Source organism: Amycolatopsis sp. YIM 10, from assembly GCF_009429145.1.
Classification (GTDB): domain Bacteria; phylum Actinomycetota; class Actinomycetes; order Mycobacteriales; family Pseudonocardiaceae; genus Amycolatopsis.
The window spans coordinates 10,058,674-10,084,206 of the sequence record NZ_CP045480.1 but is presented as its reverse complement, the minus strand read 5'-3'; the positions used below and the strand labels follow the sequence as shown (position 1 = coordinate 10,084,206).

Below are 25,533 nucleotides of genomic sequence, written 5' to 3'. Positions count from 1 at the left end.
TTGCCTGCTATGGCTGAACCGAACGCGACGGCGCGGATCGAGGTCAACGCCAGCCCGCAGCAGGTGTACGAGCTGGTCAGCGACCTGACCGTGCTCGCGGAGCTGGCCGAGGAGTACGCCGGTCACCGCTGGCTGGACGGCGCGAGCAAGGCGGTCGTCGGCGCCCGGTTCAAGGGCACCAACCGCCGCGGGGTCCGGCGCTGGAGCACCACCTCGGAGATCACCGACGCCTGGGCGGGTCGCCGGTTCGCCTTCGAGGTCACGTCGGTGGGCGGGCTGCCGGTGTCGCGCTGGCAGTACGACATCGCCGCCACCGAAACCGGCTGCGTGGTCACCGAAAGCACCTGGGAACGCCGCCCGGCCTGGTTCCGCCTGCCCACCTCGGCGGTCACCGGCGTCTTCCAGCGCGACGAGGAGAACCAGCGCAACATCGAGGCGACCCTGCGCCGCCTCAAGACCCGCGCCGAGAACGGCTCCCACTGACTGGGAATCGCGCGCGGTTCGTGTTAGCTGTGGGGCGTGAGCAATCGTCAGGCCCGGGTGCGGGCGCCGGAGCTGGCCGGTCGTGAGTGGATCAACACCGGCGGGGAGCGCCTGCGCCTCGCCGATCTGCGCGGCAAGATCGTGCTGCTGGACTTCTGGACCTCCGGCTGCATCAACTGCCTGCACGTGCTGGACGAGCTGCGCCCGCTGGAGGCCGAGTTCGCCGACGTGCTGGTGACCATCGGCGTGCACTCGCCCAAGTTCCTCCACGAGGGCGAGGCGGCCGCGATCGAGGCCGCGGTGCGCCGGTACGAGGTGCACCACCCGGTGCTCAACGACCCCGACCTCACCACCTGGTCGCAGTACGCCGTGCGCGCGTGGCCGACGCTGGTCGTCGTTGATCCCGAGGGTTACGTAGTGCACGTCGCCGCTGGTGAGGGGCATGCCGAGGCGTTGCGCCGAGTGCTCACCGAACTCACCGAGAAGCACCGGGACAAGCTGCGCCGCGGCGGCAGTCCGTACGTGCCGCTCGAAGAGGCCGAGAGTCCGCTGCGCTTCCCCAGCAAGGCCGTCACCACGCCCGACGGCCACCTGCTGGTCGCCGACACGGGCAACCATTCGATCGTCGAGCTGGACGGGGCCCGGCTGGTCCGCCGGTTCGGCACCGGCGGGCGCGGTGAGCCGTTCACCGAGCCGTCCGGGGTCGCGCTGCTGCCGCCTGAGGTCGCCGAGCGGGCCGGATACCACGCCGTGATCGCCGACACCGCCGCTCACCTGCTCCAGGGCCTGAACCTGGACACCGGCGAGGTCACCGTCGTCGCGGGCACCGGGGAGCAGTGGCGCGACGGCGACTCCGCCGGTGACGCGCGCAAGGTCGACCTCACCAGCCCGTGGGACGTGGTCTGGTGGCGGGGCTCGGTGATCGTCGCGATGGCGGGCAACCACACGCTGTCCGCGTTCGACCCGGTCGCGGGCACCATCCGCCGCTTCGCCGGGACGACCGTCGAGGGCCTGCGCGACGGCGACGCGAGCGAGGCGTTCTTCGCGCAGACCTCCGGCTTCGCGGTGACCCCCGGTCGCTTGTGGCTCGCCGACGCCGAGACCTCGGCCTTGCGCTGGATCGACGAGTCGTCGACCGTGCACACCGCGGTCGGCATCGACCTGTTCTCCTTCGGCCATCGCGACGGCGACGCCGCCGACGCGCTGCTCCAGCACCCGCTCGGCCTGGCCGCGCTGCCGGACGGCTCGATCGCGATCGCCGACACCTACAACGGCGCCGTCCGCCGGTACGACCCGGAGACCGGGCAGGTGTCCACTGTGGTCACCGGACTGACCGAGCCGTCCGGCCTGTTGCTCAGCGGCGACGAGCTGCTGGTGGTCGAGTCGGCCGGGCACCGGATCACCCCGGTCGCCGCCGACGGGATCGAGAGCGTCGACGGCGACGCGCACGCCGTGCGGCGGCCGCCGTCCGTGCTCGCCCCCGGTGAGCTGGAGTTCAGCGTGGTGTTCACCCCGCCGCCCGGTGAGAAGCTCGACGACCGCTACGGCCCGTCTACCCGGCTGGAGATCAGCGCCTCGCCGCCGGAGCTGCTGGTCGAGGGCGCCGGCGTGGGCACCGACCTGGTCCGCCGCATTCGGCTCGCCGACGGCGTCACCGAGGGCGTGCTCCAGGTGGTGGCGCAGGCGGCCAGCTGCGACAGCGCCACCGAGCACCCGGTCTGCCGCGTCACCCGGCAGGACTGGGGCGTGCCCGTGCGGCTGGAGCCGGGCGGTGACCGGGTGCTGGAGCTGATGATGGCGGGTACCCCGGCGGGGTGAATTCCGCCGCGTAGCATTCGGGGCGTGTCCGAGAAGAACACGGCTTCTGCGGCCAAGCTCGAAATCCAGATGCTGCACGACAGGGTGCTGGCCAAGCTGTCCGGCGAGGACGGTGAGCGCCGCAGCAGCGGCGGCATCGTGATCCCCGCGACGGCTCAGGTCGCGCGTCGGCTCGCCTGGGGTGATGTACTCGGGGTGGGCAATAATGTGCGCAACGTGAAGGTCGGCGACCGGGTGCTGTTCAACCCGGACGATCAGCTCGAGGTGGAGATCCAGGGCGAGGGGTACCTGGTGATGCGTGAGCGCGACATTCACGCCATGGCGAGCGAGCGCACGGAGCACGGCACGGGGCTGTACTTGTAGTCGTTCGCCCGCCGCCCCTGACCTTCGGGAGGTGCGGGTTGCGGGAGGAGCACTACTGGCCGGAGTTCGACTCCGACTCGATCGAGACCGAAGCCGAGACCGGGGAAGCACCCCGTGAGAACGACGAGGAACTGGTCGGCGCCCTGCTGGACGGGCCGGTGGTGCTGGAGCGCCCGCGCAGCCGCGCCACCCGCAGGCGGTACGCGATCGGCCGCGTCTTTCTCGGTGTCGGCGCCTTCCTGGCGCTGTTTGTGCTGCTCTACACCGCTGACCTGATCTTCAGCGCGGGCACCGTGCCGCGCGGGGTGACCGTGGTCGGCATCGAGGTCGGCGGGCTGGAGCGCGCCGACGCCGAGGCGGTGCTGCGCAAGGAACTGGAGCCGCGGCTGACCGAGCCGGTGCGGGTGCGCGCCGGGGACGTGGACGCCGAGCTGGACCCGATCGCCTCCGGCCTCGGCCTGGACTGGCCGGAGACGGTGACCAAGGCCGGGACGCAGCCGCTCGACCCGTTCACCCGGATCGCCTCCTTCTTCACCACCCGTGAGGTGGGCGTGGTGTCCACCAGCGATCCGGACGTGCTCAAGCAGTCGGTGACGAAGTTCGCCGCGGAGAAGCTGAACCACGACATGACCGAGGGCGGTATCCGCTTCGAGTCGATCCAGGGCAGCGACGGCGGGGTGACCGCGATCGCGGTCGAGCCGCGGCAGCGCCAGGAGATGACCGACTTCGACGCCGCCGCGCAGCTGATCAGGGACAACTGGCTCGGCCACACCGCGGTGGAACTGCCGGTACAGGCGACCCCGCCGAAGGCGACGGCCGAAGGGGTGCGGGCGACGCTGGAGCAGATCGTCAAGCCGACGCTCGCGCTGCCGATGTACATCCGGGGCGACGGGCGCGACGCGGTGCTGAAACCGGACGGGATCGCCGGGGCCATGCAGTTCGCCGCGGTGGACGGCGGTGCCCTGGAGGTCCGCCTCGACCAGGGCAAGCTGCAGTTGCTGGCCCAGCCGCAACTGGCCGAGACCGAGCGGCCGCCGAAGGACGCGCAGATCGTGTTCACCGGGGCGTCGCCGTCGGTGCAGCCGTCGGAGGAGGGCGCGAAGGTCGCCTGGACGAAGACGTTCGCGCCGTTCCTGGAGGCGGTGAAGCGGCCGGACGTCCACGAACTGCGGGCGGTCTACGAGCCGGACAAGCCGAAGGTGAGCACCCAGGCGGCGAACTCGCTGGGCATCAAGGAGGTCATCGGCGAGTTCACCTCCGGCGGCTTCTCCGGGGACGTGACGCGCAACGTGAAGACCATCGCGGACAAGGTGGCCGGTGCGATCGTGCGCCCCGGCGACACGTTCAGCCTCGACGGGCACGTGGGCCCGCGGACCGCCTCGCAGGGCTATCTCAAGGCCCCGGTGCACGAGGACGGCACCGGCGCGGAGGTCTACGGCGGCGGCATCAACCAGTTCACGTCCACTTTGTACAACGCGGTCTACTTCGCCGGCCTCACCGACGCCGGGCACAGCCCGCACAGCTACTACCTGGACCGCTTCCCGCCCGCGCGGGACGCCCGTTCCTTGCAGGACAACGGTTCCGCGGTCGATCTGCGGTTCACCAACGACGCGCCGACCGGAGTCGCGATCCAGGCGCTGACCAGTGGGAACACGGTCACGGTGAAGATCTGGGGCACCAAGCGGTACCGGGTGGAAAGCCTGACCGGCCCGCAGACCGACGTGGTCGACCCGCCGGTGCGCACCGGCAGTTCCGGCCGGTGCGAGCCGACACCGGGCGTTCCCGGCTTCACCGTCACCGACACCCGGATCCTGTACGACCTCGGCAGTGGCGCCGAAGTCCGCCGGGAACCACGGACGGTGACCTACCAGCCGCGCCCGTTCACCATCTGCCCCTGACTTCTCAGAGCAGGACGACGCAGTCCTGTTCCTCCAGTTTCGGCAGCCAGGAAGGCAGCTCGAGGCGCCGGTTCCACCGCAGGTCCAGCTTCGCCAACTTGGGCAGATCCAGCAGTTCCTCCGGCAGCGCGACCAGTTCGTTCTCCCGCAGGTCCAGGTGCCGCAGGTCTTGGAGCGCACCGATCGACGGCGGCAGCGTGGAAAGCTGGTTCCCGCGCAGGTAGAGCTCCCGCATGGCGGTCAGCGAACCGAAAGAGTCCGGGAGAGAAGAAAGCTTGTTGTAGTACAACCGCAGTTCCCGCAGCGAGCGCATCGAGCCGAGCGCGTCGGGCAACCGGACGAGCCCGTTGTCCGTGGCGCTCAGGTAACGCAGCTTGTCCAAGCGGCACAAGGAATCCGGCAGCACGGAAAGCCGGTTGTCGCTCAGGTACAGGTACTCCGTGAGGTTCGGCAGCGAGCCCAGCTCGTCCGGCACCGAGGTGAGCTGGTTGTGCCCGAGGTCCAGCGTGTGCAGCGAGGTCAGCTCGCCGATCCGCGACGGCACCGAGGTCAGCTCGTTGTTCGCCAGGTTGAGCACCCGCAACTCCGGCGCCGACCACACCGAATCCGGGATTTCCGCCAGCCCGTGGCGGTAGAAGTCCAGCTCCACGGCGACACCGTACCGCCCTATCGAGTAATTGCCCTTCGCCCTCGGATGACTACTGTGGGTGAAGTCCGCTGTGGAGTCGAGGAGGCTGGGTGTCCAGGTTGGTGAAGGTGTTGCCGGTGGTGGCGGCGATGGGGTTGACGATCGGGCTCGCGCCCGCGGCCAGTGCCGGTGAGGGCCCGGCGCTGGTGAGCGCGACGGTGACCAACGACTGCAAGCTCAACGTCCGGACCGAACCGCAGCTCAGCGGCACGCTGCTGACCACGCTCAGCTGCGTCAACTACACCACCTGCGTGAACCTGGAGACCTCGCCGGAAGAGCCGTGCGGCAAGCCGGTCGTCGGCGGCGAATACACCTGCGTCGGCGGGAAGAACACCCAGGTCAAGGACAACCGCTGGCTCGAAGTGGCCTGGCGCGCGCCGAAGACCTCCTACGTGGCGGCGGCCTGCGCGAACTTCCGGAACTGAGCACGAGATCGGGCGGCGCGGGGTTCCCGCGCCGCCCGACCGGCCCACCTAGTGCGTGACCCGCCGCCTGCCGTACAGCCCGGCGGCGATCGAAACCCCGATGCCCGCCACGACCACCTGCGTGAGCAGTTCGAGCCAGTCGAACCCCTTGGTGTCCGCGTAACCGACCCCGCGGGCGATCGCCGTGCCGATGAACGCGGCGATGATGCCGACGACCAGCGTCAGCCAGATCGGAATGCTCTGCTTGCCAGGGACGACCAGGCGGCCGAGAATGCCGATGATCAGCCCTACGATGATCGCGCTGATGATGCCTGCGATTTCCATTAGCCGTCTCCCTTTACACCGTCCTCATGCGGGGGTACCTCGGTAGGGGAGGCGCAAACCACGAAGGGGCCGAGCGGGTGAACCCGCCCGGCCCCTCGCCGGAGAAAACCAGGATCAGAACGCGGCTTCCGGCACGTCCATCAGGTCGTTGTCGGCCGCCTCGACGATCGCGCGGCGTGAGGTCAGCTCCGGCAGCACGGTCTTGGCGAAGAACGAAGCCACCGCGATCTTGCCCTCGTAGAACGGGGTGTCCTTGGCGGAGGCGCCCGCGTCCAGCTTGGCGATGGCCACCTCGGCCGCGCGCAGCAGCTGCCAGCCGACCAGCAGGTCACCGGCCGACATCAGCAGGCGCACGGTGTGCTGGCCCACCTTGTTGATGTTCTGCGGGTCCTCCTGCGAGGAGGTCAGCTGCCCGATCATCGCGCCCAGCATGCCCTGGGTGTCCTCGAGCGCCTGCTTGAGCAGCGAGCGCTCGTTCTTGAGCCGGCCGTTGCCGCTCTCGGCGTCGATGAACTTGGTGATCTCGTTCGCGATGTGGCCCAGCGCCTGGCCCTTGTCACGGACGATCTTCCGGAAGAAGAAGTCCAGCGACTGGATGGCCGTGGTGCCCTCGTACAGCGAGTCGATCTTGGCGTCGCGGAGGTACTGCTCGATCGGGTAGTCCTGCAGGAAGCCCGAACCGCCGAGCGTCTGCAGCGACTGCACCAGCTGCTCGGTGGCCCGCTCGGAACCGACGCCCTTGACGATCGGCAGCAGCAGGTCGTTCACCCGCTCGGCCAGCTTCAGCTCGTCCTCGGTGCCGTCCTGGGTCCACAGCAGGTCCTGGTAGGAGGCGGTGTACAGGTACACCGCGCGCAGGCCCTCGGCGTAGGCCTTCTGCAGCATCAGCGAGCGGCGGACGTCCGGGTGGTGCGTGATGGTCACCCGCGGCGCGGCCTTGTTCAGCATGTTCGGCAGGTCGGCGCCCTGCACCCGCTCCTTGGCGAACTCGAGCGCGTTCAGGTAACCGGTGGACAGCGTGGCGATCGCCTTGGTGCCGACCATCATCCGGGCGTACTCGATGACCTGGAACATCTGCGCGATGCCGTCGTGCACCTCGCCGAGCAGCCAGCCCTTGGCCGGGATGCCGTGCTGGCCGAAGGTCAGCTCGCAGGTGGTGGACACCTTGATGCCCATCTTGTGCTCGACGCCGGTGACGAAGGCGCCGTTGCGCTCGCCCAGCTCACCGGTCTCGCCGTCGAAGTGGAACTTCGGCACCAGGAACAGCGACAGGCCCTTGGTGCCCGGCTTGGTCTCGATGCCGGGACCCTCCGGGCGCGCCAGCACCAGGTGCATGATGTTCTCGGTCAGGTCCTGCTCGGCCGAGGTGATGAACCGCTTCACCCCGTCGAGGTGCCAGGAGCCGTCCTCCTGCAGCACCGCCTTGGTGCGCCCGGCGCCCACGTCCGAGCCGGCGTCCGGCTCGGTGAGCACCATGGTGGCGCCCCAGGACTTGTCGATCATCAGCTGCGCCCAGCGCTTCTGCTCCTCGGTCCCGTTCTTGTTCACGATCATCGCGAAGTTCGGGCCCGCCATGTACATGAACAGCGGTGGGTTCGCGCCGAGGATCAGCTCGGAGGCCGCCCACTGCACGGTCGGGGGCAGGCCGAAGCCGCCGAGGTCGTTGGTCAGGCCGAGGCGCCACCACTCGCCCTCGTACAACTGCTCGTAGCTCTTCTTGAAGGACTCGGGCAGCGTCACCGAGAAGGTCTTGGGGTCGTACACCGGCGGATTGCGGTCCGCGTCGGCGAACGACTCGGCCAGCGGGCCGGTCGCGAGCTTGTTCAGCTCGGCCAGCACACCGCGGGCGGTCTCCTCGTCGGATTCGGCGAGCACGCCCTTGCCGAGGCGCTCTTGCACGCCGAGGACTTCGAAGAGGTTGAACTCGAGGTCTCGGACGTTGCTCTTGTAGTGGCCCATTTCGTCGCTCCGTGTCGCTCGGGGTTTCCGGTTGGGCACGCCGTAGCCGTTACTGCCCTACTGGCCGGTAACTTCAGGGTATTACCTGTCGGTAACCTGCGGCAAGTGAAACCATCCAGATGTGATCGACGATCCTCGCCAATGGATGTGATGCCGGTCACTTCGGTGGCGTGGACCCCTCCGGGAGCGGGGCGCGGGCCGCGCAGTCGTCCGGGTGCGTGATCAGGATTCCGGAGCGGAACGCGGTGGTCACCGCGTGCGTGCGGTCCCGTGCGGCGAGCTTGCGCAGAATGCTCTTGACGTGCGTGCGCACGGTTTCCACCGAGAGGTAGAGCACCTTGGCGATCGCCGAGTTCTCCATGCCCTCGGCGATCAGCTGGAGCACCTGGTACTCCCGGCGGGACAGCGGCATCTGCGCGCGCGGTCCGCTCGCCGGGCGGCCGTCCGCGCTCGGCTGGCGCTTCGGCCGGACGGCCAGCGCGGCCAGTGCCGGGTCGAGGTAGCGGGTGTCGAGGTGGGCGCGGCGCATGGCCTCGATCACACGTCTTGGTTCGGCTGACCGCGGCACCGCGGCGCGGGCGCCGGCGCCGACGGAAGCGGTGAGGTAGCGCGCGGTGCGGGTGGCTTCGCGGATCAGCACCACCACGATCGGCGAGTGCTCGGCCGCGGTCAGCAACCGGGTCAGGTGGCAGTTCGGGTCCAGTCCCGAGTCCAGCAGGATCATCTCCGGCTTGAGCTGCTCGCACAGCTGGAGCGCGGTGTGGTGGTTGGCCGCGTGGCCGACCCAGGTCATCCCGTGTGAGCGCTGGATCAGCGCGGATAGCCCGTCGCGGAAGATCGGCACCGCCTCGACCGCCGCCACGGTGAAACCGCGACCGCCGGTCACCGGGGGTATCGGCGGGGTCGGCTGCCCCGGCGGATAGGCCCGGCCGGGGTCGGTGCTGCGGGTCATGCGATCTCCATCTTCGTGCCGCGCATCGCCGCCGGTGCGGGCCGGCCCCCCCGGCCGTCCAGCACCTTTTGCCGGTCCCCCCTGCCGGGACCGGCCGACGATGTTCCTCCTGGTTGTGTGAGTTGCCGCCGGGGATCCCGTGACGCGAGATCCCCCTCATGGCGGCATCCGAGTTTGCGGAATCGACTGTCAGTAAGTTACCTGGGTGACCTGTCGCACCACGGCGCAAGCTCGGCGCCGGGATCGCGGCCCCCGGTCTACTGAGGGTGGTCTTCCTCCTCGCTCGCCACGCGGAGTAGCCGGAACTCCTCGCCGAGCGCGGCGGGCGTCCAGTGTGCGTTCAAACCGCTCGGGTTGGGTAACACCCAGACCTTCGTTTCCGCGATGGTTTCGGTCTGCCGCCCGACCGTCGCTTTCGGACGGCGGAAGGCGGTGCGGAACGCGGTGATGCCGACCACCGCCAGCCAGCGCGGGCGGTAGCGCGCGAGCTTCTCGGTGAGCACCAGCGCGCCCTGGTGGAGTTCGTCCCGGCCCAGCTCGTCGGCCCTGGCCGTGGTGCGCGAGGCCAGGTTGGTGATGCCGAGCCCGAGGTCGAGCAGTTCACGCTGCTCGTCGGGCCGGAACTGGCGCGGGGTGAACCCGCTCGCGTGCAGCGCCGGCCAGAACCGGTTGCCGGGCCTGGCGAAGTGCAGGCCGACCGCGCCCGAGTAGAGGCCGGGATTGATCCCGCAGAAGAGCACCTTGAGCCCGGGGGCGAGCACGTCATCGATCTCGCCGCCGTGGGCCGCTGCCAGTTGTTCGCGGGTCGGTCGCACGCCGACAAGTGTGCACAGCGGACCACCTGGATACGTTGGTGTGATGTCCACCAAAGTTCTGGCTCTGACCGTCGACTGCCACGACTCCGGCCGCCTCGCCGAGTTCTGGTGCGCCGCACTGGACTACCGGGAGATCGAACGCTGGACCGACTCGCACGGGCTCGAGTACCTGACCATCGGCGATCCGGCCGAGGCGGACGGGCTGCGCGTGCTGTTCCAGCCGGTGCCGGAGGGGAAGGTGGTGAAGAACCGGTTGCACCTCGACCTCGGCCCGGTGGAGCGGGACCAGCGCGAGGAGGTCGAGCGGCTCATCGGACTGGGCGCCTCGCTGCTCGACGAGGCGCCCGAGGATCCGTGGATCGTGCTGGCCGATCCGGAAGGCAACGAATTTTGCGTGTTACCGCGTCAGGACCACTGATAATTCGGGTTGTTGGCCAAATCACCACGAAATGCGTACGCTGTGTGATCTGACGCACAGCGGCGTGTGGAGGTGGCGTGGTGGAGCTTGTTCTGGTTGTGGCCCTGGTACTGGCGGTGTTCGCGGCCGCCGCGTTCCTGGTGCTGCGCGAGGACAGGCGTGCGGCTCGCCGCCACGCGGCCCAGCGCCGGGCTCGGCTGGCGCGGCTCGGCGAAGTCGATCCACTCGCGCCCGCGCGCCTGGCCGCCACGGTGCGGCAGCGGCAGTTCGACCGTTGAGGTCTCGGCCGACCCCGCCCGCAGGGTGAGGTAGAGCGCGGCGAGCACCCAGCCCAGCGCCGCCCCGGTGGTGTTCGACAGCAGGTCGTCCACGTCGAAGATGCGGTAGACGAACGGCGCGGTGCCGAAGTTCGCGGTCACCTGCGTGAGTTCGATGGCCAGCGAGACGCCGAAGCCGATCGCCGCGGTCCGCGCGAAACCCCGCTTCCACGCCAGCCCGGCCACCACGCCCAGCGGGACCAGCAGCAGCACGTTCATCGCGAGCTGCTGGAAGGTCAGCGTGGTCAGCGCCTGCCAGCCGGCCATACCGTGCTTGGCCATCTCGGTGCCGATGTCGGCGACCCACTGGAACGGGACCAGCTGCACCGTCTGGCTGAGCCGCTGGGTGTCCGGGCCGGGCAGCGGCAGCAGCACCACGGCCAGGCCGAGGCACGCGTACAGGGTGAACACCGCACTGGCCAGCAGCCCCTTCGGCCGGATTCTCCCGTGCCGTGCGTGCTGCACGATCGCCTGCGGGATGACCAGCGTTCCCCACACCGCGAGGAAGGCGAGCAGTCCGTACTGGAGGGCGGTGGCCTGTGCGTGCGTCATATCGAGAACGTTAGGAATTCGCAGGTCCCGGCCGCTTCAGTCGAAAAGCCGCCGGCTCGGCCGGGTGGTCGGCCAGATGGCCGAGGCGGCCACCGGCCGGGTGGCCGGGGCAGTGGAACCTACCGCCGGTAAGTTCCAGGTGTTACCGTCGGGTAATGGGCAAGGTGGCCTTCGACCGGACGGGGTCCGGGGAACCGCTGGTGCTGATCCACGGGGTCGGGCACCGGCGCCAGGCGTGGGCACCGGTGGTGCCGCTGCTCGCGCCGCACCGCGAAGTGATCTCCGTGGACGTGCCGGGGTTCGGCGAGTCGCCGATGTCGGACAAGCCGTTCACGCTGGAGAACGGGATCGAGGCGATGGCGGAGTTCTTCGCCGAGCAGGGCCTCGACCGGCCGCACGTGGCGGGCAACTCGATGGGCGGGCTGTTCGCGCTCGGCCTCGGGCAGCGCGGCCTGGTCCGCAGCGTCACCGCGCTCTCCCCCGCCGGTTTGTGGACGCGACGCCAGCAACTGCACGCGTTGCGCGTCCTGCGTGCGCATCGCCGCGCGGCGCAGCGCATGCCAGCCGGGATCGCGCGCCGGCTCGCGGCCAGTCCGGCCGGGCGGCGCGCCATGGTCGGGCTGATCGTCGCCAAACCCGCGCGGCTGGCCGCCGAGGTGGTGCTGGACGACATGCGGGCCTTCGCCAGCGCGCCCGGCTTCGCGCCCGCGATCGCGGCGGGCCGGGACATCCGGTTCGACGGCCGAGTGGCCGATGTCCCGGTGACCATCGCGTGGGGGCAATACGACCGCATCGTCTTCCCGCCGCGCGTCGCCGAGTTGCGCCGCATCGCGCCAGGGGCAGAACTGCTGCGGTTGCCGGGTTGCGGGCACGTGCCGATGAGTGACGATCCGGAACTGGTCGCGCACGTATTGTTGTCCGGCAGCGAATTTACCCACTAGCCGCCTTTCTCCCCTGGTGGATCTTCCGCCGTTTCGGCAGACTCCCGCCCGAAACGGAGGAGAAATGACCTTGTCTACCCGCCTGCGCGGGCGAGCAGGCGCCCTCGGGGTGGCCGTGCTGGCTTCGCTCGGCCTGGTCGCGGCGGGTGCACCCGCGTCCGCCGCGCCCGCCGCCACCACCGACGTCCGCCTGATCACCTTCAACGACCTGCACGGCAATCTCGAGCCGCCGTCGGGTTCGTCCGGCCGGGTCACCCTGCCGAACGGGTCCACTGTGGACGCTGGTGGCGCGGCCCACCTGGCGTCGCACGTGAAGCGGTTGCGCGGCGAGGTGAAGAACTCGGTGGTGCTCTCCGCCGGGGACAGCGTCGGTGCCTCACCGGTGATCTCCGCGTTGTTCCACGACGAGCCGACGATCGAGTTCCTCAATTCGATCGGCGTGAAGGCGTCGGTGGTCGGCAACCACGAATTCGACGAGGGCTACCAGGAACTGCAGCGCATGCAGTTCGGCGGTTGCCACCCGGACGACGGCTGCCAGTTCCGCGACAAGTTCACCGGCGCGAAGTTCCCGTTCCTCGGCGCCAACGTCACCTTCGACAACGGCATCCCGGCACTGCTGCCGTTCAGCGTGGAGTTCTCCGGCGGCGTGCCGATCGGTGTCATCGGCGCCACGCTGAAGGACCTGCCGACGGTGGTCACGCCCGAGGCGATCAAGGGCCTGAAGTTCGGCGACGAGGTCGAGGCGATCAACCGCACCGCCGCGCTGCTCGACCGGCTCGGCATCAAGGCGCAGGTGGTGTTGCTGCACCAGGGCGACAACACCGAGGGCGGTGGCCCGGACGACTGCAAGACGCTGCCCGGCCCGGCCACCAAGATCGCCGAGAACGTCACGCCCCAGGTCGACGTGATCTTCACCGGGCACAGCCACCAGCAGTACAACTGCACGGTCAACGACCCGTCGGGCAAGCCGCGCACGATGATCCAGGGCGCCTCGTTCGGCCGTCTGCTGTCCGTGGTGGACCTCAAGGTGGACCGCCGCAGCCGCGACGTGGTGCGCGAGCAGTCCACCGCGCACAACGAGATCGTCACCCGCACCGGCACCCCGGACGCGGGCACGCAGAAGCTGATCGACGAGGCCAAGGTCAAGGCGGCCCCGATCGCGAACAAGCAGGTCGGCACCATCTCCGGCGACCTGCTGCGCGCGGCGGCGCCGTCCGGTGAGATGCCGCTCGGCAGCGTGATCGCCGACGCCCAGCTCGAAGCCACCAAGTCGAACGGCGCGCAGATCGCCATCACCAACCCGGGCGGCGTGCGCGCCGACCTGGTGCACGCGTCCTCGCCCGCCGGTGAGGGCGACGGTGTGGTGACCTACGGCGAGGCGTTCACCGTGCAGCCGTTCGCGAACATCATGCAGACCATCACGATGACCGGCGAGAACCTGAAGGCCGTGCTGGAGCAGCAGTGGCAGCAGGCCTCGCCGCGGATCCTGCAGATCTCGTCGACGCTGAAGTACGCGTACTCCGCCTCGGCGGCGCCGGGGTCGAAGGTCTCCGACCTGACCATCGACGGTCAGCCGGTCGACCCGGCGGGCACCTACCGGGTGTCGGTGAACAACTTCCTCGCCGCCGGCGGGGACGGCTTCACCGAGTTCACCAAGGGCACCGACCTGGCCGGTGGCCCGGTCGACCTCGACGCGCTGATCGCCTACTTCGGCGCGCACCCCGGGGTGGCTCCGCCGCCGGCGGACCGCATCACCGTCAAGCCGTAGGTTCACCCGAATTCCACCGGCCCCTCGTTCAACAGAACGGGGGGCCGGTGCGTTGTAGAGGGGTGGGGCCGACCTTCGACGAGTTCGTCGCGCAGCGCCTTGAGCCGTTGCTGCGCTACGCGACCGTGCTCACCTGCGATCCGTACCTCGCGCAGGACGTCGTGCAGGAGTCGTTGCTGCGGGCCCAGCAGCGCTGGCCGCGGATCGCCGCGACGGGACAACCGGCCGCGTACGTGAAGCGGATGGTCACCAACGAGTACCTGTCGTGGCGCCGCCGCCGGGCCAGGACCGACGTGTCGCTTTCGCCCGCGGACCTGGAGGCACTGGGCCGCAGCGACGATCCGGCCGGCGACTACGACGACCGGGACGCGATGTTGGCCGGGATCGCCGCGCTGCCCGCGAGACAGCGGGCGGCGGTGGTCCTGCGGTACTACGAGGACTGCTCCGACGCGGAGATCGCGGAACTGCTCGGCTGCCGGGAAGGCACCGTGCGCAGCCACATCTCGCGGGCGCTCACCACCCTGCGGACCATCGAGCTGGAGACGGAGCGGACATGACCGAGGAGCTGATCAAGGCCGCGCTGACCAAGCAGGCCGAGCGCAGCCCGCACCCCAGTCCGGTGCTGCACGCACTGGCCGGTCAGCGGCGGTCCTCGCGGAAGTCGCTGGTGGTGAGCCTGGTCGCGGCGCTGGTGGCGGTGCTCGCACTGGGCGCGACGGCCCTGCTGGCACCGTCGCAGCCGGAGCCGCCGCCGGTCGGCTTCGCCGAACGGGAGCTGGCCGGGCTGCCGATGCGGTACGACGTCGGCTGGTTGCCGGACGGGTACGTCGAAACCGGCCGGACTTCCTCTTCCGGTTACATCCAGATCCGCACGTGGGCCTCGGGTGACTCGATGATTTCGCTTTTTGTGCAGACGCCCCGCCAGGTGGAGCCGAGACAGATGTGGACCGAGGACATCCTGAACGCCCCCGCGGCGGACCAGGTCAGCGTGCTCGGCCAGCCAGGCGCTTTCGAGCAGACCAACGACCCCGAGCGGCTCGTGCTGGACTGGCTGCCGAAGCCGGACGTCCGGCTGGGCCTGCTGTTCACCTCGGTGCCCGACGCCAGGGCCATCGCGCTGCGGATGGCCGAGTCGGCCACGGAATCCGCGGACGTGCTCACTCCCCAGTTCGAACTCGGGCTGCCGTCGGACCGGGTGCACGTCACGGTCGAGGGCAGCGCGCCGTCGACCGCGGTGACCACGGTGAGCGACTTCGGTTACGCGGGGAACTGGCGGGAGCTGGATGCCACGATCGCCCCGGCCCCGGCCGATCTCAGCGGTGGGTACGAGGTGATGGTGCGCGGGGTGCGCGGCACGTTCGTCCCGTTCCAGCCGGAGACCGGCGCGGCTTTGAGCGTGCCGATCGGGGAGGCGCGGTGGCTGGTGCTGCGCACGCCGCCGGCCAGGTACGGGGTCCAGGGTCCGGGCTGGGAGTCGGCGCTGATCCCGATCGCCGAGGAGGTGGTGCTGAACTCGAAGGTCGACTTCTCCTGGGTGGGCACGCGTTAGCGGTTCCCGTTTTTCCAAGCCGCGCCGGTGACAATGGAAGCATGCCTACCTGGGAAGACGCCGTCGCACTGGCGAAACGGCTACCGGAAGTCGAAGAGTCCACTTCGTACCGGACGCCGTCGCTGAAGGTGGCGGGCAAGTCGTTCGCGCGGCTGCGAACCGAGGCGGAAGGCGGCCTGGTGCTGATGTGCGAGCTGAGTGAGAAAGAGGCCCTGCTGGCCTCGGGCGATCCGGCGTTCTACACGACGCCGCACTACGACGGTTACGGCGCGATCCTGGTGGACCTGGCGAAGGTCGCGCCGGACCAGCTGGCCGAGCTGATCTCGGATGCGTGGCGGCTCAAGGCCCCGGCGCGGTTGCGCTGATATTCGGTTTGGGGCGGGCGGGGTGATCGTCATACTCGGCCGCATGGAGTTCGACAGCTTCGATTCGCGGGGATACCGCACGGTCGACGTGCGCACGGGTTATGGCCAGTGGGTCACCACGTACGAGGACACCGTCCAGGACGAGATGGACATCGCGGTGCTGGATGACCTGACCGTGCCCCAGTGGTCCCGTACGACCAGGGCGCTGGACCTGGGTTGCGGCACCGGTCGTACCGGCGCCTGGCTGCGCCGCCACGGCGTGACGTCGATCGACGGCGTGGACCTGACCCCGGAAATGCTGGCTGCCGCTCGTGCACGAGGCGCCCACGACACGCTGCTGGAAGGCGATGTCACCGACACAGCCCTGCCGGACGAGACCTACGACCTGCTAATCGCTTCCCTGATCGACGAACACCTGACGGACCTGGCGCCGCTGTACCGAGAGGCCTTCCGACTCGCCACTCCCGGCGGTTTGTTCGCCTTGGTGGGCCTGCACCCGCACTTCATCATGGCTTCAGGCATGCCAACGCACTTCACGACTGCCGACGGCGAATCCATCGCCATCTCGACGACGGTGCACCTGATCAGCGACCACGTCACCGCCGCTTTGTCGGCCGGCTGGCGCCTGGCCGAACTCCGAGAAGCCGTCGTGGACGACCGGTGGATCTCGCTGAAGCCGAAGTGGGCCAAGTACCGCAACCACCCGGTGTCGGCCGCCTACGTCTTCCACAAGGAGAAATAGTACGGCTCATGGAGTTGCTGGGAAGGACGGCAGCCAGTCCTGCAGCGTAGTCTTGAGCCGTTCCTTGGTCTCCTCCTTAAGGTGCTTACCCAAGGGATCTACGCAGTATTGGACTACTGCCTTGTGCCGGTCGGGTTGTTTGCACATGAGGATGGCGAGGACTCTGAGGGCCACGATCGTGGCCTTGCCCTTGGCGACCAGCCCGAACAGAGTCAGCGTCTGCAAATAGTTCCACACGTGTTTGACAGCGAGGCCGACGATCACTTCTTCGATCGGGGCGCGGTTCTCGTTCGCGCGTGCCTTGATGACCAGTTCTGTGACATGTGCTGGGATCTTGTCGATCGCGGTCAACGCTTGGTTCAGATCATGGGCCAGGTGGGCGAGGATGTCGCACCAGAAGTGATCCGCCATAGCCTGCCGGGTGGCTTTGGGCAACTCCCGGCCCAGGTCGCGCTCGATCTTGCTGATGATGCCGGTGGTCGGGCCGGGCCTTTTCTTGTCCGGCCCGACGCCGTTGAACATCACCTTGGCCAGCGAATCGATCTGGTCGAGCAGGTCCGACTGTCCGTCCGGTGGACTGGCGGATTCGCGGTGTTGGTCGTCCTCGGGCTTGTTCTCCCGTGTCTCGCTTTCACCGGTGGGCGGAGTCGTCTTCGCGTCGTCGGCGGAGGCTTTGGCTGATCGGCGAAGCCAACCTATCAAGTCGACCTTGAGCAGCTTGCCGGCAGCGCGCTTGAGTGGTCTTACGGTCAGCTTTCGAGATGTTTCCAGCTGCTTTCGAAAAATTTCTCCCCAGTTCTTTTCGGTGGATTTTCGGAGGTCCTCATATCGTTGAGAGCTGGGGTCTCTCGCGATTTCGACCGCGTCCTGCCACCCGTGTCTGGTGCCCGCGCACCAGCCACACCTGCACGTTTCGCTGGTTGCCTTCTCGCAGCTGGGATAATGAACTGTGCGCAAAACTACCTCCCCGAAAGTCGACAAATCGCACAGTCCAACAGTGGCAACCGCATTATTCTCTGCACTACCGCCGATCCAGCGGTTCGCTTCAGAGTGAACTCGTTGGCGTGCTGGATAACTCACATGGCGTCGAGGGGCGGCGTTCGAGGCGGGGTCGGCGGCGTGGTTGACGTTCTGTGGCGGCGGTGTCGATCGCTCGTTCCTCGAACGGCCGCTCGGGTCAGGGCAGTTGGGCGCGCCCATCTGCCTGACTGGCTGCGACATGGTGTGGCAAGGGCCTGAAAGACATAAGCCCTGGTTCGCGTAATAGTGCGAACCAGGGCTTAATGCCTGTGGAGCGGATGACGGGAATCGAACCCGCGTATTCAGCTTGGGAAGCTGATGTTCTACCATTGAACTACATCCGCAGTACTCGACCGAGCATACACGGTGCTGATCCGTGGTCCGCTCCGGCCTCCCCGAAACTTACCGCCTTGACGCGGCCCCCGGCAAGTGACAACACTTGTTGTCTGAAGGTGGTGAGGTCCGTGGACGATCCGGTGTTGTTCCGCCAGGGCGGGTTCCGGCTGGCCGCCCGGTTCGCCGACGGTGACATCCGGGGTGACGAGCGCCAGATCCGCCGCCTGCGGGAGTTCGCACAGGCCGAGGATCCGGCCGCGGACGACGTGGTGGCGATGATGCGCGAACACCCGGACAAACGGCACCTCTTCGAGCAGGCCCTCAAGCACGGCATCGAGAGCATCGACGACCCGCCCGAGGCGTTGACCAGGTTCTTCCGCACCGTCGAGGCCACGCCGTTCTGGGTCGACCACGCGCGCATCGAACGCGGAGCGCGCGCGATCGTGCGCACCGGGTTGCTCGGGCTCTTCCCGCTCGGCGACATGGCGCTGATGGGCGGCTACCTCGCCTCCCGCGCCACCAAATCGCTGGTCGGCACCGGCGCCATCGAGCACCGGGCGACAAAGCGACTGGTCGAGACGGCGACTTGGTGGATCGAAGTGACCAATCCCGGCGCGCTCAGGCCGGGCGCCGAGGGGTACGCCGCCGCCATCCGGGTGCGGCTCGTGCACGCGCACGTCCGCGCCGCGATGAACCGGCGGCCCGACTGGGACTACGCCAACTGGGACCGCCCGGTCAACCAGGTGCAGACCACCGGCACGCTCCTGCTCTTCTCCCTGGTCTTCGTGTTCGGCACCCAACTGCTCGGCATCCGCTACACCGCCCGCGAACGCGCCGACATCCTGCACCTCTGGCGCTACGCCGGCTGGCTGATGGGCGTCGACGAGGAACTGCTCCCCGCCGGCGAGCGCGACGCCTGGCGCCTGCTCTGGCTGCTCGCCGTCACCGAGTTCATCCCCGACGACGACTCCAAGCGCCTCGCCAAGGCCCTGCTCAAATCACACGCGGACGTGGGCCGCGGCCGTGGCGCGGTCGGCAAGGTGCTCTCGCACGTCTCGGTCCGCGTGCACTCGTCGATCAGCAGGCTGGTGCTGGGCAAGGCCAACGCCGACTTCCTCGAACTGCCCGACGACCGGATCGCCCAGGGCGCGGTGGTCGCCGCGGCCGGGGCCGTCTTCGCGGCCGAGACCGTGCGCCGCTCGGTGCCCGGGCTCACCGCGCTGCAGGAGCGCATCGGCCGGGTCGAGCGCCGCGCCTACGTCGCCCACCTCGCGAAACTGTTCGAGATCGACGCCACCTACGCCCAGCACATGTCCGGCGCCGCGTGACCGGCGGCTAACCTGGGCCCGTGCTGCTCAGTGACCGAGACCTCCGCAAAGACGTCGAATCCGGACGGCTCGGCGTCGACCCGTTCGACCCGGCGATGCTGCAACCGTCCAGCATCGACGTCCGGCTCGACCGCTTCTTCCGGGTCTTCAACAACACCAAGTACACCCACATCGACCCGCGCCTCCAGCAGGACGAGCTGACCTCCATGGTGGAGAAGGAGGGCGACGAGCCGTTCGTGCTGCACCCCGGCGAGTTCGTGCTCGGCTCCACCTACGAAAGCTTCACGCTGCCCGACGACCTGGCCGGCCGGCTCGAGGGCAAGTCCTCGCTCGGCAGGCTCGGCCTGCTCACCCATTCCACCGCCGGTTTCATCGACCCCGGTTTCTCCGGCCACATCACCCTCGAACTGTCCAATGTGGCCAATCTGCCGATCACCCTGTGGCCGGGCATGAAGATCGGCCAGATGTGCCTGTTCATGTTGCACAGCCCGGCCGAGCACCCGTACGGATCGGCGCAGGCCGGTTCGCGGTACCAGGGGCAGCGCGGTCCCACGCCGAGCCGCGCATACCAGAACTTTCACCGAATCGACACCAAACGCTGATCTTGTGTAACGAGTTCCCCCATTCCGGCGAATAGTCGGCAGTATCCACTGGCTCCGATGGGGGTTTCGTGCGCAAGGCCGGGCTAGGCGTCGCGTTGGTGTTGGCACTCGGCGGTCCGGCGGTGTTCGCGGTGACCCCCGCGACGGCCGCGGACCAACCGGGTATCGAGCTGACCAAGCAGGTCGTCGGCGGGCCGTTCCGCACCGGCGACCAGGTCACCTTCCAGCTCACCGTGCGCAACACCGGCGACGTGCCGCTCGCGCGCGTCACGGTGGCGGACCCGAGCACGCCCGAATGCGGGCAGAGCCGCGTCGAACCGCTGGAACCGGGCGGTGTCTGGGGTTACGGCTGCTTCGCCGCCGCGCCCGCGAAGGACTTCACCAACGTCGCGACGGTGACCGCGCGCCCACCGGCCGGGCGTCGCGTGGAGGCGACGGCCAACGCGGCGGTGGACGTCATCCACCCGAAACTGGACCTGAAGATCAGTGGCCCGGAAATGGCCCGCAAGGGCGAGACCGCCACTTTCTCCGTCACGGTCAAGAACACCGGTGATTCACCGCTGCGGGACATCAACGTCGCCGACCCGAAATGCGGCACGAAGATCTCGAAGCTCGACGCGGGCGCCGAGCAGAAGTACGACTGCAAGGTCGAAGCCACCGAGAGCATCGACAAAACGATTCGCGCCAACGGCACCGACGGCACATCCCGGCTGGTGCCGGCCTCGGCGGAGCAGCAGCTCAAGGTGATCAACCCCGGGCTGTCCCTGTCGAAGCAGGCGCTCGGCGGCCCGTACCGCGAGGGCGACTCCGTGCTGTTCAAGGTGGAGGTCGCCAACACCGGCGACGAGGACCTGGAGAACATCAAGGTCACCGACACGCAGGCGCCCGAGTGCGCGCGCACGATCAACCTGCTGCTGGCCGGCACCTCCGAGAGCTATCCGTGCGCGATGACGGCCAAGGACGACACCGAGGTCAAGACCGTCGCGAGCACCGTCGCCACCGACAACAAGCCGCTGACCAGCGAGGCGACCGCGCAGATCGATGTGATCCACCCGGCGTTCCAGCTCACCCACAACGCCACGCCCGAGCAGCTGTACCCGGGTGGCGAGGTGACCGTCGACCTGGCGGTGACCAACACCGGTGACGTGCCGCTGACCGACATCAAGGTGACCGACGATCGCGACCCGTCCTGCGGCTTCACCATCGAGTCCCTGGCGCCCGAAGCGACCGAGAAGCGGACCTGCACCTTCGAAGCCGACCAGGACGTGACCAGCACGGCCACCGCCACCGCGATCGATCCGCTCGGCGGCAAGCTGGAGCAAACCGAGGACACCAGGGTCGACGTGCTCGGACCGGGCATCACCGCGAAGCTGGTCGGTCCCGCGAAGCCGGTGAACCCCGGCCAGCAGGCCGCACTGGTCGTCGAGGTGACCAACAGCGGTGACGCGGTGCTGACCGACGTCGCCGTCGAGGATCCGCTGACCGGCTGCGCCGCGACCATCGGCACGCTGGAGCCGGGCGCGCGGCACGAGGTGCCCTGCGAGTTCACCATGGCCGACCAGGACGTCGTCTACTTCGTCAAGGTCACCGGCAACGACCCGCTCGGCAAGGGCCTCCTCTCGACCGACGAGCTGATGCTCCGCTCGGCCAAGCCCGGCCTGGAGCTGACCAAGGACGCCGGTGCCGAGAAGTCCGCGCCCGGCGCCACCGTCACCTTCACGCTGACCGCGAAGAACACCGGCAACACCGCGCTCGCCCCGGTGGCGGTGACCGATCCCACGCTGGCTGCCTGCGACCGCTCGTTCGAGCGGCTCGACGCCGGTGAGGTCCGCACCTGGACGTGCACCACCCCGGCGCCGAAGAGCGGCGAGCTGAGCAACACGGCGAACGCGAAGGCGACCCCGGACACCGACGGCAAGGCGGTCGAGCTGACCGACTCCGACACCGCGGTGGTGCAGGTCGGCGGGGGTGCGGCCAACCAGGCCGGCCAGCCGGGCGGCAACGGCACGCCGAAGCAGACCGCGGCGAAGTCGCTGGCCTCGACCGGGGTCGACGCGCTGCCGACCCTGCTCGGCGGCCTGGGCCTGCTGCTCGCGGGCGCCGGACTGGTGCTGGTTTCGCGGCGTGGCCGAAACCACGTGAACTAAACACCCTCTGCTTTCGTAGGGGTTACATGATCATGCTTTGGTGGTAATTTCCCGGCTCGTGCCCGCCGTGAACTCCCGCAAGAAGTCACTTTCCGTAGTGCTTGGTGTGCTGCTGGGTGGTGCGCTGGCTGCCGGTGGATACCTGACGCTGGATCAGCGCGCCCAGGCCGACGTGGCGGCCGGTGAGCAGCGGGTCGCCGACGACCTGAGCGCCTTCCGGGCCGCGCAGCAGACCACGACGAGCGCGCCGGCCACCACGACCACGCCGCCTTCGTCGTCGACCGCTCCGCCCAGCAGCAGCGAGGCGCCGCCGAGCAGCAGCACCGAGTCGAGCGCACCCACGTCGTCGGAGAAGCCGAAGGAGACCCCCAAGGCGAAGCCGGTCGACGGTTCGAAGGGCGCACAGGTGGTCGCGCTGGTGAACCAGGAGCGCGCGAAGGCGGGCTGCGGTGACGTGGGCGTGGACGATCGGCTGGTGAAGTCCGCGCAGGCGCACAGTGACGACATGTCGGCACGGAACTACTTCTCGCACACCACGCCCGAAGGCGTCACCTTCGACCAGCGCATCAAGAAGGCGGGTTACCCGAAGCCGGGCGCGGAGAACATCGCGAAGGGCTCCACCACCGCCGAGCAGACGATGAAGATGTGGATGAACTCCGAGGGGCACCGGCGGAACATCCTCAACTGCGAACTCACCAAGCTCGGCGTCGGCGTGACCACCGACGGCTGGTACTGGACGCAGAACTTCGGCTACTAGAACTCGCCGTGCCGACCCGCGCCGGCGCTGAAGCGCTGGGCACCGTCCAGCGCGTCCGAGGACAGTGAGACGTAGCCGTGCCGGAGTTCGTTGGCCATGGCGTCGGTCTCGGAGAGGCCTTCCTGCTCCAGCGCCGACATCCGGTCCTCGCGCAGGCAGGTCTGCGGGAAGGCGGCGATCTGCGCGGCCAGCCGCTCCGCCTCCGCCCGTGACTGTCCACTGGGGACGACCCGGTTGACCAAGCCCATCCGCAGCGCCTCGTCGGCGGGAACGCCGCGGCCGGTCAGGATCAGGTCCATCGCGTTGCTGGTGCCGATCAGCCGCGGCAGCCGGACCGTGCCGCCGTCGATCAGCGGCACACCCCACCGGCGGCAGTAGACGCCGAACACCGCGTCCTCCTCGGCCACCCGCAGATCGCACCAGATCGCCAGCTCCAGACCACCGGCCACGGCGTGCCCGGCGACCGCGGCGACCACCGGCTTGCTCAGGCGCATCCGGGTCGGGCCCATCGGCCCGTCGCCGGATTCGGTGACCTGGTTGCCTTCGGGCGTGCCGATGGCCTTCAGATCCGCCCCGGCGCAGAACGTGCCGCCCTCACCCCACAGCACGGCCACGTGCGCGTCGGGATCGGCCTCGAAGGCGCGGAACGCGTCGGCCAGCGCGGCGGCGGTCGGGCCGTCGACCGCGTTCCGCTTCTCCGGCCTGGACAGGATGATCGTGGTGACCGGGCCGGTCGACTCGATGCGAACGGAGTTCATACGCGGGCCCGCTCGATGATCGCGTCCACATCGGACCCCGGCGGCAGCGTGCCGAACGCGACGCCCCAGTCACCGCCGAACCTGGACGCGCAGAAGGCGTCCGCGACGGCTTGCGGCGCGTGGCGCACCAGCAGCGAGCCTTGCAGCACCAGCGCGAGCGATTCGACAATGCGCCGCGCGCGGTATTCGATCTGCTCGTAATCGCTGAGTTCCTTGCGCACCGCGGCGATCGCGTCGTCCAATCGGGAATCCGCGCCGGCGCCCAGTTCGACCTCGGTGAAAAAGGCCTCCACGGAATCCGGCTGCTTCGCCATCGCACGCAGCGCGTCCAGTGCGGCGACGTTTCCGGAACCCTCCCAAATGGACATCAACGGCGATTCGCGGAACAACCGCGGCATTCCCGATTCCTCGATGTAGCCGTTGCCGCCGAGGCATTCCAGTGCTTCGGCCGCGTGCATCGGCGCTCGTTTGCACACCCAGTACTTCGTCACCGCGAGCCCGAGCCGCCGGAACGCCGCCTCCGCCGGGCGGTCGGTCGCCCCGGCCAGTCGCATCGCGACGGTCGTCGCCGCTTCCGCCTCCAGCGCCAGGTCGGCCAGCACGTTGGTCATCAGCGGCTGCTCCACCAGCCGCTTGCCGAAGACGTCGCGGTGTGCGGCGTGCTGCACCGCGCGCACCACGCCGTAACGCAGGCCGGACGCGCTGCCCAGCACGCAGTCCAGTCGCGTCATGTTGACCATCTCGATGATGGTCTGCACGCCGCGGCCCTCCTCGCCGACCAGCCAGCCGACCGCGTTGTCGTACTCGATCTCCGCGGAGGCGTTGGACCTGTTGCCCAGCTTGTCCTTCAACCGCTGCAGGTGGATGTGGTTGCGCGTGCCGTCGGGCAGCACCCGCGGCAGCAGGAAGCAGGAGAGGCCACCGGGGGCCTGCGCCAGCGTCAGGAACAGGTCCGACATCGGCGCCGAGGTGAACCACTTGTGCCCGGTGAGCAGGTAGTGGTCCTCGTGGGGCCGCGCGGTCGTGGTGTTCGCGCGGACGTCCGAGCCGCCCTGCTTCTCGGTCATCGACATGCCCGCGATCAGCCCGCGCTTGCCACGCGGTTCACGCAGGCCGAAGTCGTATTCGCGGGCGGCGAGCAGCGGTTCGTAGACCGCGGCCAGCTCCGGGTTGTGCCGCAGCGCGGGCACAGCCGCGTAGGTCATCGAGATCGGGCAGCTGTGCCCGGCTTCGACCTGGCCCCAGGTGTAGAACTTCGCCGCCCGCGCGACGTGCGCGCCGGGGCGGTCGTCCTGCCACGCCGCCCCGTGCAGCCCGTGCGACACCGCCACGTTCATCAGGTCGTGCCAGTGCGGGTGGAACTCGACCTCGTCCACGCGGTGGCCGACGCGGTCGTGCGTGCGCAGCTTCGGCGGGTTCTCGTTGGCCAGCCGTCCCCACTCCTGCGCCTGCTCACCACCGGCCAGCTCGCCGAGTTCGCGCAGCTCCGGCTCGGCCCAGCCGCCGCCCTCGCGGTGCAGGCCGGCCAGCAGCGCCGGGTCCTCGGCCACGTCGTAACCGGTGAGCACCGGGACCTGGTTGGTGACCTCATGGGTGGCGGGCATCGAGTCCTCCTAGTGCGCGCTGGACGAAGGTTCGCAGGGCGGGCAGCGCCTCGGCGCTCTCCGAAGTGAGTGGTCCGATCAGGACTTCCGCCGCCGCGCCGACCAGGGCCGCCGCGGTGACGTCGGCGTCCTGAGCCGGTAACTCCCCGGCGCGGATGCCCTCGGCGATCCGGTGGGAGACCACGTCGCGGAAGGCTCGGCGGAACACCAGCCGCTCCGCCTCGATCGGCACGTCGACCGGTTCGGCGAGCAGGGCGTAGGCCAGCCGCGGTGCCTTGAGCGCGCGGGTGGCGAAGGTGTCGAACACCGCGACGATCCGTTCGACGGACTCACCCGGCCGGGCCGAGGCCGCCTCGACCGCGGCGACCTCGCGGGTCACCACCTCGCGGAAGACCTCGACCACCAGCTCGGCCTTGCCGGGGAAGTGCCGGTACACGCTGCCGGTGGCCACCCCGGCCCTGGTCGCCACGGCCGCCATCGAGCAGCCCGCGTACCCGTGCTCGGCGAGCAGTTCCACCGCGGTGCCGAGAATCCTGGCGCGCTGCGAGTCCAGGCGGGCCTGGACCTTGGGCGTGCGGCGGTAGGGCATGCAAAGATTGAACGC

At 69.2% G+C, this 25,533-nt stretch carries 26 protein-coding genes and 1 tRNA gene; 16 read left to right on the top strand and 11 right to left on the bottom strand.

What is annotated here, in order from left to right; all coding sequences use genetic code 11:
• Positions 1-9 precede the first annotated feature (9 nt).
• From YIM_RS47000 to YIM_RS46985, 4 genes are all read left to right on the top strand, one after another.
• Positions 10-483: an SRPBCC family protein gene (locus YIM_RS47000; protein ID WP_153036480.1), complete on the top strand. Its 474-nt coding sequence runs from the start codon at positions 10-12 to the stop codon at positions 481-483.
• 57 nt (positions 484-540) lie between these two features.
• Complete coding sequence (locus YIM_RS46995; protein ID WP_153037720.1) at positions 541-2,301, top strand: NHL domain-containing thioredoxin family protein; 1,761 nt, start codon at positions 541-543, stop codon at positions 2,299-2,301.
• A 69-nt stretch (positions 2,302-2,370) separates the two neighbouring features.
• A complete protein-coding gene (locus YIM_RS46990; protein WP_113698006.1) occupies positions 2,371-2,664 on the top strand; it encodes a co-chaperone GroES in 294 nt (97 codons plus the stop codon).
• A 38-nt stretch (positions 2,665-2,702) separates the two neighbouring features.
• On the top strand, positions 2,703-4,562 hold the full coding sequence (locus tag YIM_RS46985; protein WP_153036479.1) for a VanW family protein: 1,860 nt from the start codon (positions 2,703-2,705) through the stop codon (positions 4,560-4,562).
• 4 nt (positions 4,563-4,566) lie between these two features.
• Here the strand turns inward: YIM_RS46985 and YIM_RS46980 are convergent, their stop codons facing one another.
• A complete protein-coding gene (locus YIM_RS46980) occupies positions 4,567-5,211 on the bottom strand; it encodes a leucine-rich repeat domain-containing protein (RefSeq protein ID WP_228004449.1) in 645 nt (214 codons plus the stop codon).
• Between the two features lie 89 nt (positions 5,212-5,300).
• Here YIM_RS46980 and YIM_RS46975 point away from each other — a divergent pair, with 89 nt between their 5' ends.
• Positions 5,301-5,675: a hypothetical protein gene (locus tag YIM_RS46975; protein WP_228004448.1), complete on the top strand. Its 375-nt coding sequence runs from the start codon at positions 5,301-5,303 to the stop codon at positions 5,673-5,675.
• A 48-nt stretch (positions 5,676-5,723) separates the two neighbouring features.
• Here YIM_RS46975 and YIM_RS46970 read toward each other — a convergent pair whose 3' ends face one another.
• The 4 genes from YIM_RS46970 to mug all read right to left on the bottom strand — a co-directional run bounded on the left by YIM_RS46970 (position 5,724) and on the right by mug (position 9,725).
• A complete protein-coding gene (locus YIM_RS46970; protein ID WP_153036477.1) occupies positions 5,724-5,999 on the bottom strand; it encodes a GlsB/YeaQ/YmgE family stress response membrane protein in 276 nt (91 codons plus the stop codon).
• Between the two features lie 114 nt (positions 6,000-6,113).
• Complete coding sequence (locus YIM_RS46965; RefSeq protein ID WP_153036476.1) at positions 6,114-7,958, bottom strand: acyl-CoA dehydrogenase; 1,845 nt, start codon at positions 7,956-7,958, stop codon at positions 6,114-6,116.
• A 157-nt stretch (positions 7,959-8,115) separates the two neighbouring features.
• Positions 8,116-8,910, bottom strand: a complete 795-nt coding sequence (locus tag YIM_RS46960; RefSeq protein ID WP_153036475.1) for a response regulator transcription factor — start codon at positions 8,908-8,910, stop codon at positions 8,116-8,118.
• 257 nt (positions 8,911-9,167) lie between these two features.
• Positions 9,168-9,725, bottom strand: coding sequence for a G/U mismatch-specific DNA glycosylase (mug, locus tag YIM_RS46955; RefSeq protein WP_228004447.1), 558 nt, complete (start codon positions 9,723-9,725; stop codon positions 9,168-9,170).
• Positions 9,726-9,768: 43 nt separating this feature from the next.
• On the opposite strand from mug, the gene YIM_RS46950 reads away from it, so the two are divergent.
• The gene (locus YIM_RS46950) at positions 9,769-10,143 is read left to right on the top strand and encodes a VOC family protein (RefSeq protein WP_153036474.1); all 375 of its coding nucleotides are present in this window, start codon (positions 9,769-9,771) and stop codon (positions 10,141-10,143) included.
• Here the strand turns inward: YIM_RS46950 and YIM_RS50205 are convergent.
• Positions 10,131-11,012, bottom strand: a complete 882-nt coding sequence (locus YIM_RS50205; RefSeq protein WP_194239982.1) for a VanZ family protein — start codon at positions 11,010-11,012, stop codon at positions 10,131-10,133. The genes YIM_RS46950 and YIM_RS50205 overlap by 13 nt on opposite strands.
• A 155-nt stretch (positions 11,013-11,167) precedes the next feature.
• On the opposite strand from YIM_RS50205, the gene YIM_RS46940 reads away from it, so the two are divergent.
• From YIM_RS46940 to YIM_RS46915, 6 genes are all read left to right on the top strand, one after another.
• Positions 11,168-11,953, top strand: a complete 786-nt coding sequence (locus YIM_RS46940) for an alpha/beta fold hydrolase (protein WP_153036473.1) — start codon at positions 11,168-11,170, stop codon at positions 11,951-11,953.
• 64 nt (positions 11,954-12,017) lie between these two features.
• Positions 12,018-13,721 carry a bifunctional UDP-sugar hydrolase/5'-nucleotidase gene (locus tag YIM_RS46935; protein ID WP_153036472.1) on the top strand — a complete coding sequence of 568 codons (1,704 nt, stop codon included), beginning with the start codon at positions 12,018-12,020 and terminating at the stop codon, positions 13,719-13,721.
• Positions 13,722-13,783: 62 nt separating this feature from the next.
• Positions 13,784-14,278 carry a SigE family RNA polymerase sigma factor gene (locus YIM_RS46930; protein ID WP_153036471.1) on the top strand — a complete coding sequence of 165 codons (495 nt, stop codon included), beginning with the start codon at positions 13,784-13,786 and terminating at the stop codon, positions 14,276-14,278.
• Positions 14,275-15,270: a hypothetical protein gene (locus YIM_RS46925; RefSeq protein WP_153036470.1), complete on the top strand. Its 996-nt coding sequence runs from the start codon at positions 14,275-14,277 to the stop codon at positions 15,268-15,270. Before YIM_RS46930 ends, YIM_RS46925 begins: the two co-directional genes overlap by 4 nt.
• A gap of 41 nt (positions 15,271-15,311) precedes the next feature.
• Positions 15,312-15,635, top strand: a complete 324-nt coding sequence (locus YIM_RS46920) for an MmcQ/YjbR family DNA-binding protein (RefSeq protein WP_153036469.1) — start codon at positions 15,312-15,314, stop codon at positions 15,633-15,635.
• A 43-nt stretch (positions 15,636-15,678) separates the two neighbouring features.
• Positions 15,679-16,377 carry a class I SAM-dependent methyltransferase gene (locus YIM_RS46915; RefSeq protein WP_153036468.1) on the top strand — a complete coding sequence of 233 codons (699 nt, stop codon included), beginning with the start codon at positions 15,679-15,681 and terminating at the stop codon, positions 16,375-16,377.
• A gap of 6 nt (positions 16,378-16,383) precedes the next feature.
• Here the strand turns inward: YIM_RS46915 and YIM_RS46910 are convergent, their stop codons facing one another.
• Together YIM_RS46910 and YIM_RS46905 are read right to left on the bottom strand one after the other, a co-directional pair.
• On the bottom strand, positions 16,384-17,334 hold the full coding sequence (locus YIM_RS46910; RefSeq protein WP_153036467.1) for a hypothetical protein: 951 nt from the start codon (positions 17,332-17,334) through the stop codon (positions 16,384-16,386).
• A 333-nt stretch (positions 17,335-17,667) separates the two neighbouring features.
• Positions 17,668-17,741 (bottom strand) — tRNA-Gly (locus YIM_RS46905).
• Positions 17,742-17,861: 120 nt separating this feature from the next.
• Between YIM_RS46905 and YIM_RS46900 the strand changes: the two genes are divergently transcribed.
• The 4 genes from YIM_RS46900 (at position 17,862) to YIM_RS46885 (ending at position 22,567) form a co-directional block, all read left to right on the top strand.
• Positions 17,862-19,061 (top strand): oxygenase MpaB family protein, encoded by a 1,200-nt coding sequence (locus YIM_RS46900; protein ID WP_153036466.1) that lies wholly within the window; start codon positions 17,862-17,864, stop codon positions 19,059-19,061.
• A gap of 20 nt (positions 19,062-19,081) precedes the next feature.
• Positions 19,082-19,663 (top strand): dCTP deaminase, encoded by a 582-nt coding sequence (gene dcd / locus YIM_RS46895; RefSeq protein ID WP_153036465.1) that lies wholly within the window; start codon positions 19,082-19,084, stop codon positions 19,661-19,663.
• Positions 19,664-19,794: 131 nt separating this feature from the next.
• Positions 19,795-21,810, top strand: a complete 2,016-nt coding sequence (locus tag YIM_RS46890; protein WP_194239981.1) for a DUF11 domain-containing protein — start codon at positions 19,795-19,797, stop codon at positions 21,808-21,810.
• Between the two features lie 58 nt (positions 21,811-21,868).
• On the top strand, positions 21,869-22,567 hold the full coding sequence (locus tag YIM_RS46885) for a CAP domain-containing protein (protein WP_228004446.1): 699 nt from the start codon (positions 21,869-21,871) through the stop codon (positions 22,565-22,567).
• On the opposite strand, the gene YIM_RS46880 is transcribed toward YIM_RS46885, so the two are convergent.
• Genes YIM_RS46880 through YIM_RS46870 form a run of 3 tightly spaced genes read right to left on the bottom strand, consistent with a single transcriptional unit; the run spans position 22,564 to position 25,518 of the window.
• Positions 22,564-23,325 (bottom strand): crotonase/enoyl-CoA hydratase family protein, encoded by a 762-nt coding sequence (locus YIM_RS46880; RefSeq protein ID WP_153036463.1) that lies wholly within the window; start codon positions 23,323-23,325, stop codon positions 22,564-22,566. The genes YIM_RS46885 and YIM_RS46880 overlap by 4 nt on opposite strands.
• On the bottom strand, positions 23,322-24,929 hold the full coding sequence (locus YIM_RS46875) for an acyl-CoA dehydrogenase family protein (RefSeq protein ID WP_153036462.1): 1,608 nt from the start codon (positions 24,927-24,929) through the stop codon (positions 23,322-23,324). The genes YIM_RS46880 and YIM_RS46875 overlap by 4 nt, the downstream gene beginning before the upstream one ends.
• Entirely contained in the window at positions 24,913-25,518 is a 606-nt protein-coding gene (locus YIM_RS46870; protein ID WP_153036461.1) for a TetR/AcrR family transcriptional regulator, read from the bottom strand. The genes YIM_RS46875 and YIM_RS46870 overlap by 17 nt, the downstream gene beginning before the upstream one ends.
• Positions 25,519-25,533: the final 15 nt, after the last annotated feature.

What these genes read in the sequence shown, in the direction of transcription:
- YIM_RS47000 (WP_153036480.1), top strand. Translation starts at nt 10, where the DNA reads ATGGCTGAACCGAACGCGACGGCGCGGATCGAGGTCAACGCCAGCCCG.
- YIM_RS46990 (WP_113698006.1), top strand. Translation starts at nt 2,371, where the DNA reads ATGCTGCACGACAGGGTGCTGGCCAAGCTGTCCGGCGAGGACGGTGAG.
- YIM_RS46970 (WP_153036477.1), bottom strand. Translation starts at nt 5,999, where the DNA reads ATGGAAATCGCAGGCATCATCAGCGCGATCATCGTAGGGCTGATCATC.
- YIM_RS46965 (WP_153036476.1), bottom strand. Translation starts at nt 7,958, where the DNA reads ATGGGCCACTACAAGAGCAACGTCCGAGACCTCGAGTTCAACCTCTTC.
- YIM_RS46960 (WP_153036475.1), bottom strand. Translation starts at nt 8,910, where the DNA reads ATGACCCGCAGCACCGACCCCGGCCGGGCCTATCCGCCGGGGCAGCCG.
- YIM_RS46950 (WP_153036474.1), top strand. Translation starts at nt 9,769, where the DNA reads ATGTCCACCAAAGTTCTGGCTCTGACCGTCGACTGCCACGACTCCGGC.
- YIM_RS50205 (WP_194239982.1), bottom strand. Translation starts at nt 11,012, where the DNA reads ATGACGCACGCACAGGCCACCGCCCTCCAGTACGGACTGCTCGCCTTC.
- YIM_RS46940 (WP_153036473.1), top strand. Translation starts at nt 11,168, where the DNA reads ATGGGCAAGGTGGCCTTCGACCGGACGGGGTCCGGGGAACCGCTGGTG.
- YIM_RS46935 (WP_153036472.1), top strand. Translation starts at nt 12,018, where the DNA reads ATGACCTTGTCTACCCGCCTGCGCGGGCGAGCAGGCGCCCTCGGGGTG.
- YIM_RS46925 (WP_153036470.1), top strand. Translation starts at nt 14,275, where the DNA reads ATGACCGAGGAGCTGATCAAGGCCGCGCTGACCAAGCAGGCCGAGCGC.
- YIM_RS46920 (WP_153036469.1), top strand. Translation starts at nt 15,312, where the DNA reads ATGCCTACCTGGGAAGACGCCGTCGCACTGGCGAAACGGCTACCGGAA.
- YIM_RS46915 (WP_153036468.1), top strand. Translation starts at nt 15,679, where the DNA reads ATGGAGTTCGACAGCTTCGATTCGCGGGGATACCGCACGGTCGACGTG.
- YIM_RS46880 (WP_153036463.1), bottom strand. Translation starts at nt 23,325, where the DNA reads ATGAACTCCGTTCGCATCGAGTCGACCGGCCCGGTCACCACGATCATC.
- YIM_RS46875 (WP_153036462.1), bottom strand. Translation starts at nt 24,929, where the DNA reads ATGCCCGCCACCCATGAGGTCACCAACCAGGTCCCGGTGCTCACCGGT.
- YIM_RS46870 (WP_153036461.1), bottom strand. Translation starts at nt 25,518, where the DNA reads ATGCCCTACCGCCGCACGCCCAAGGTCCAGGCCCGCCTGGACTCGCAG.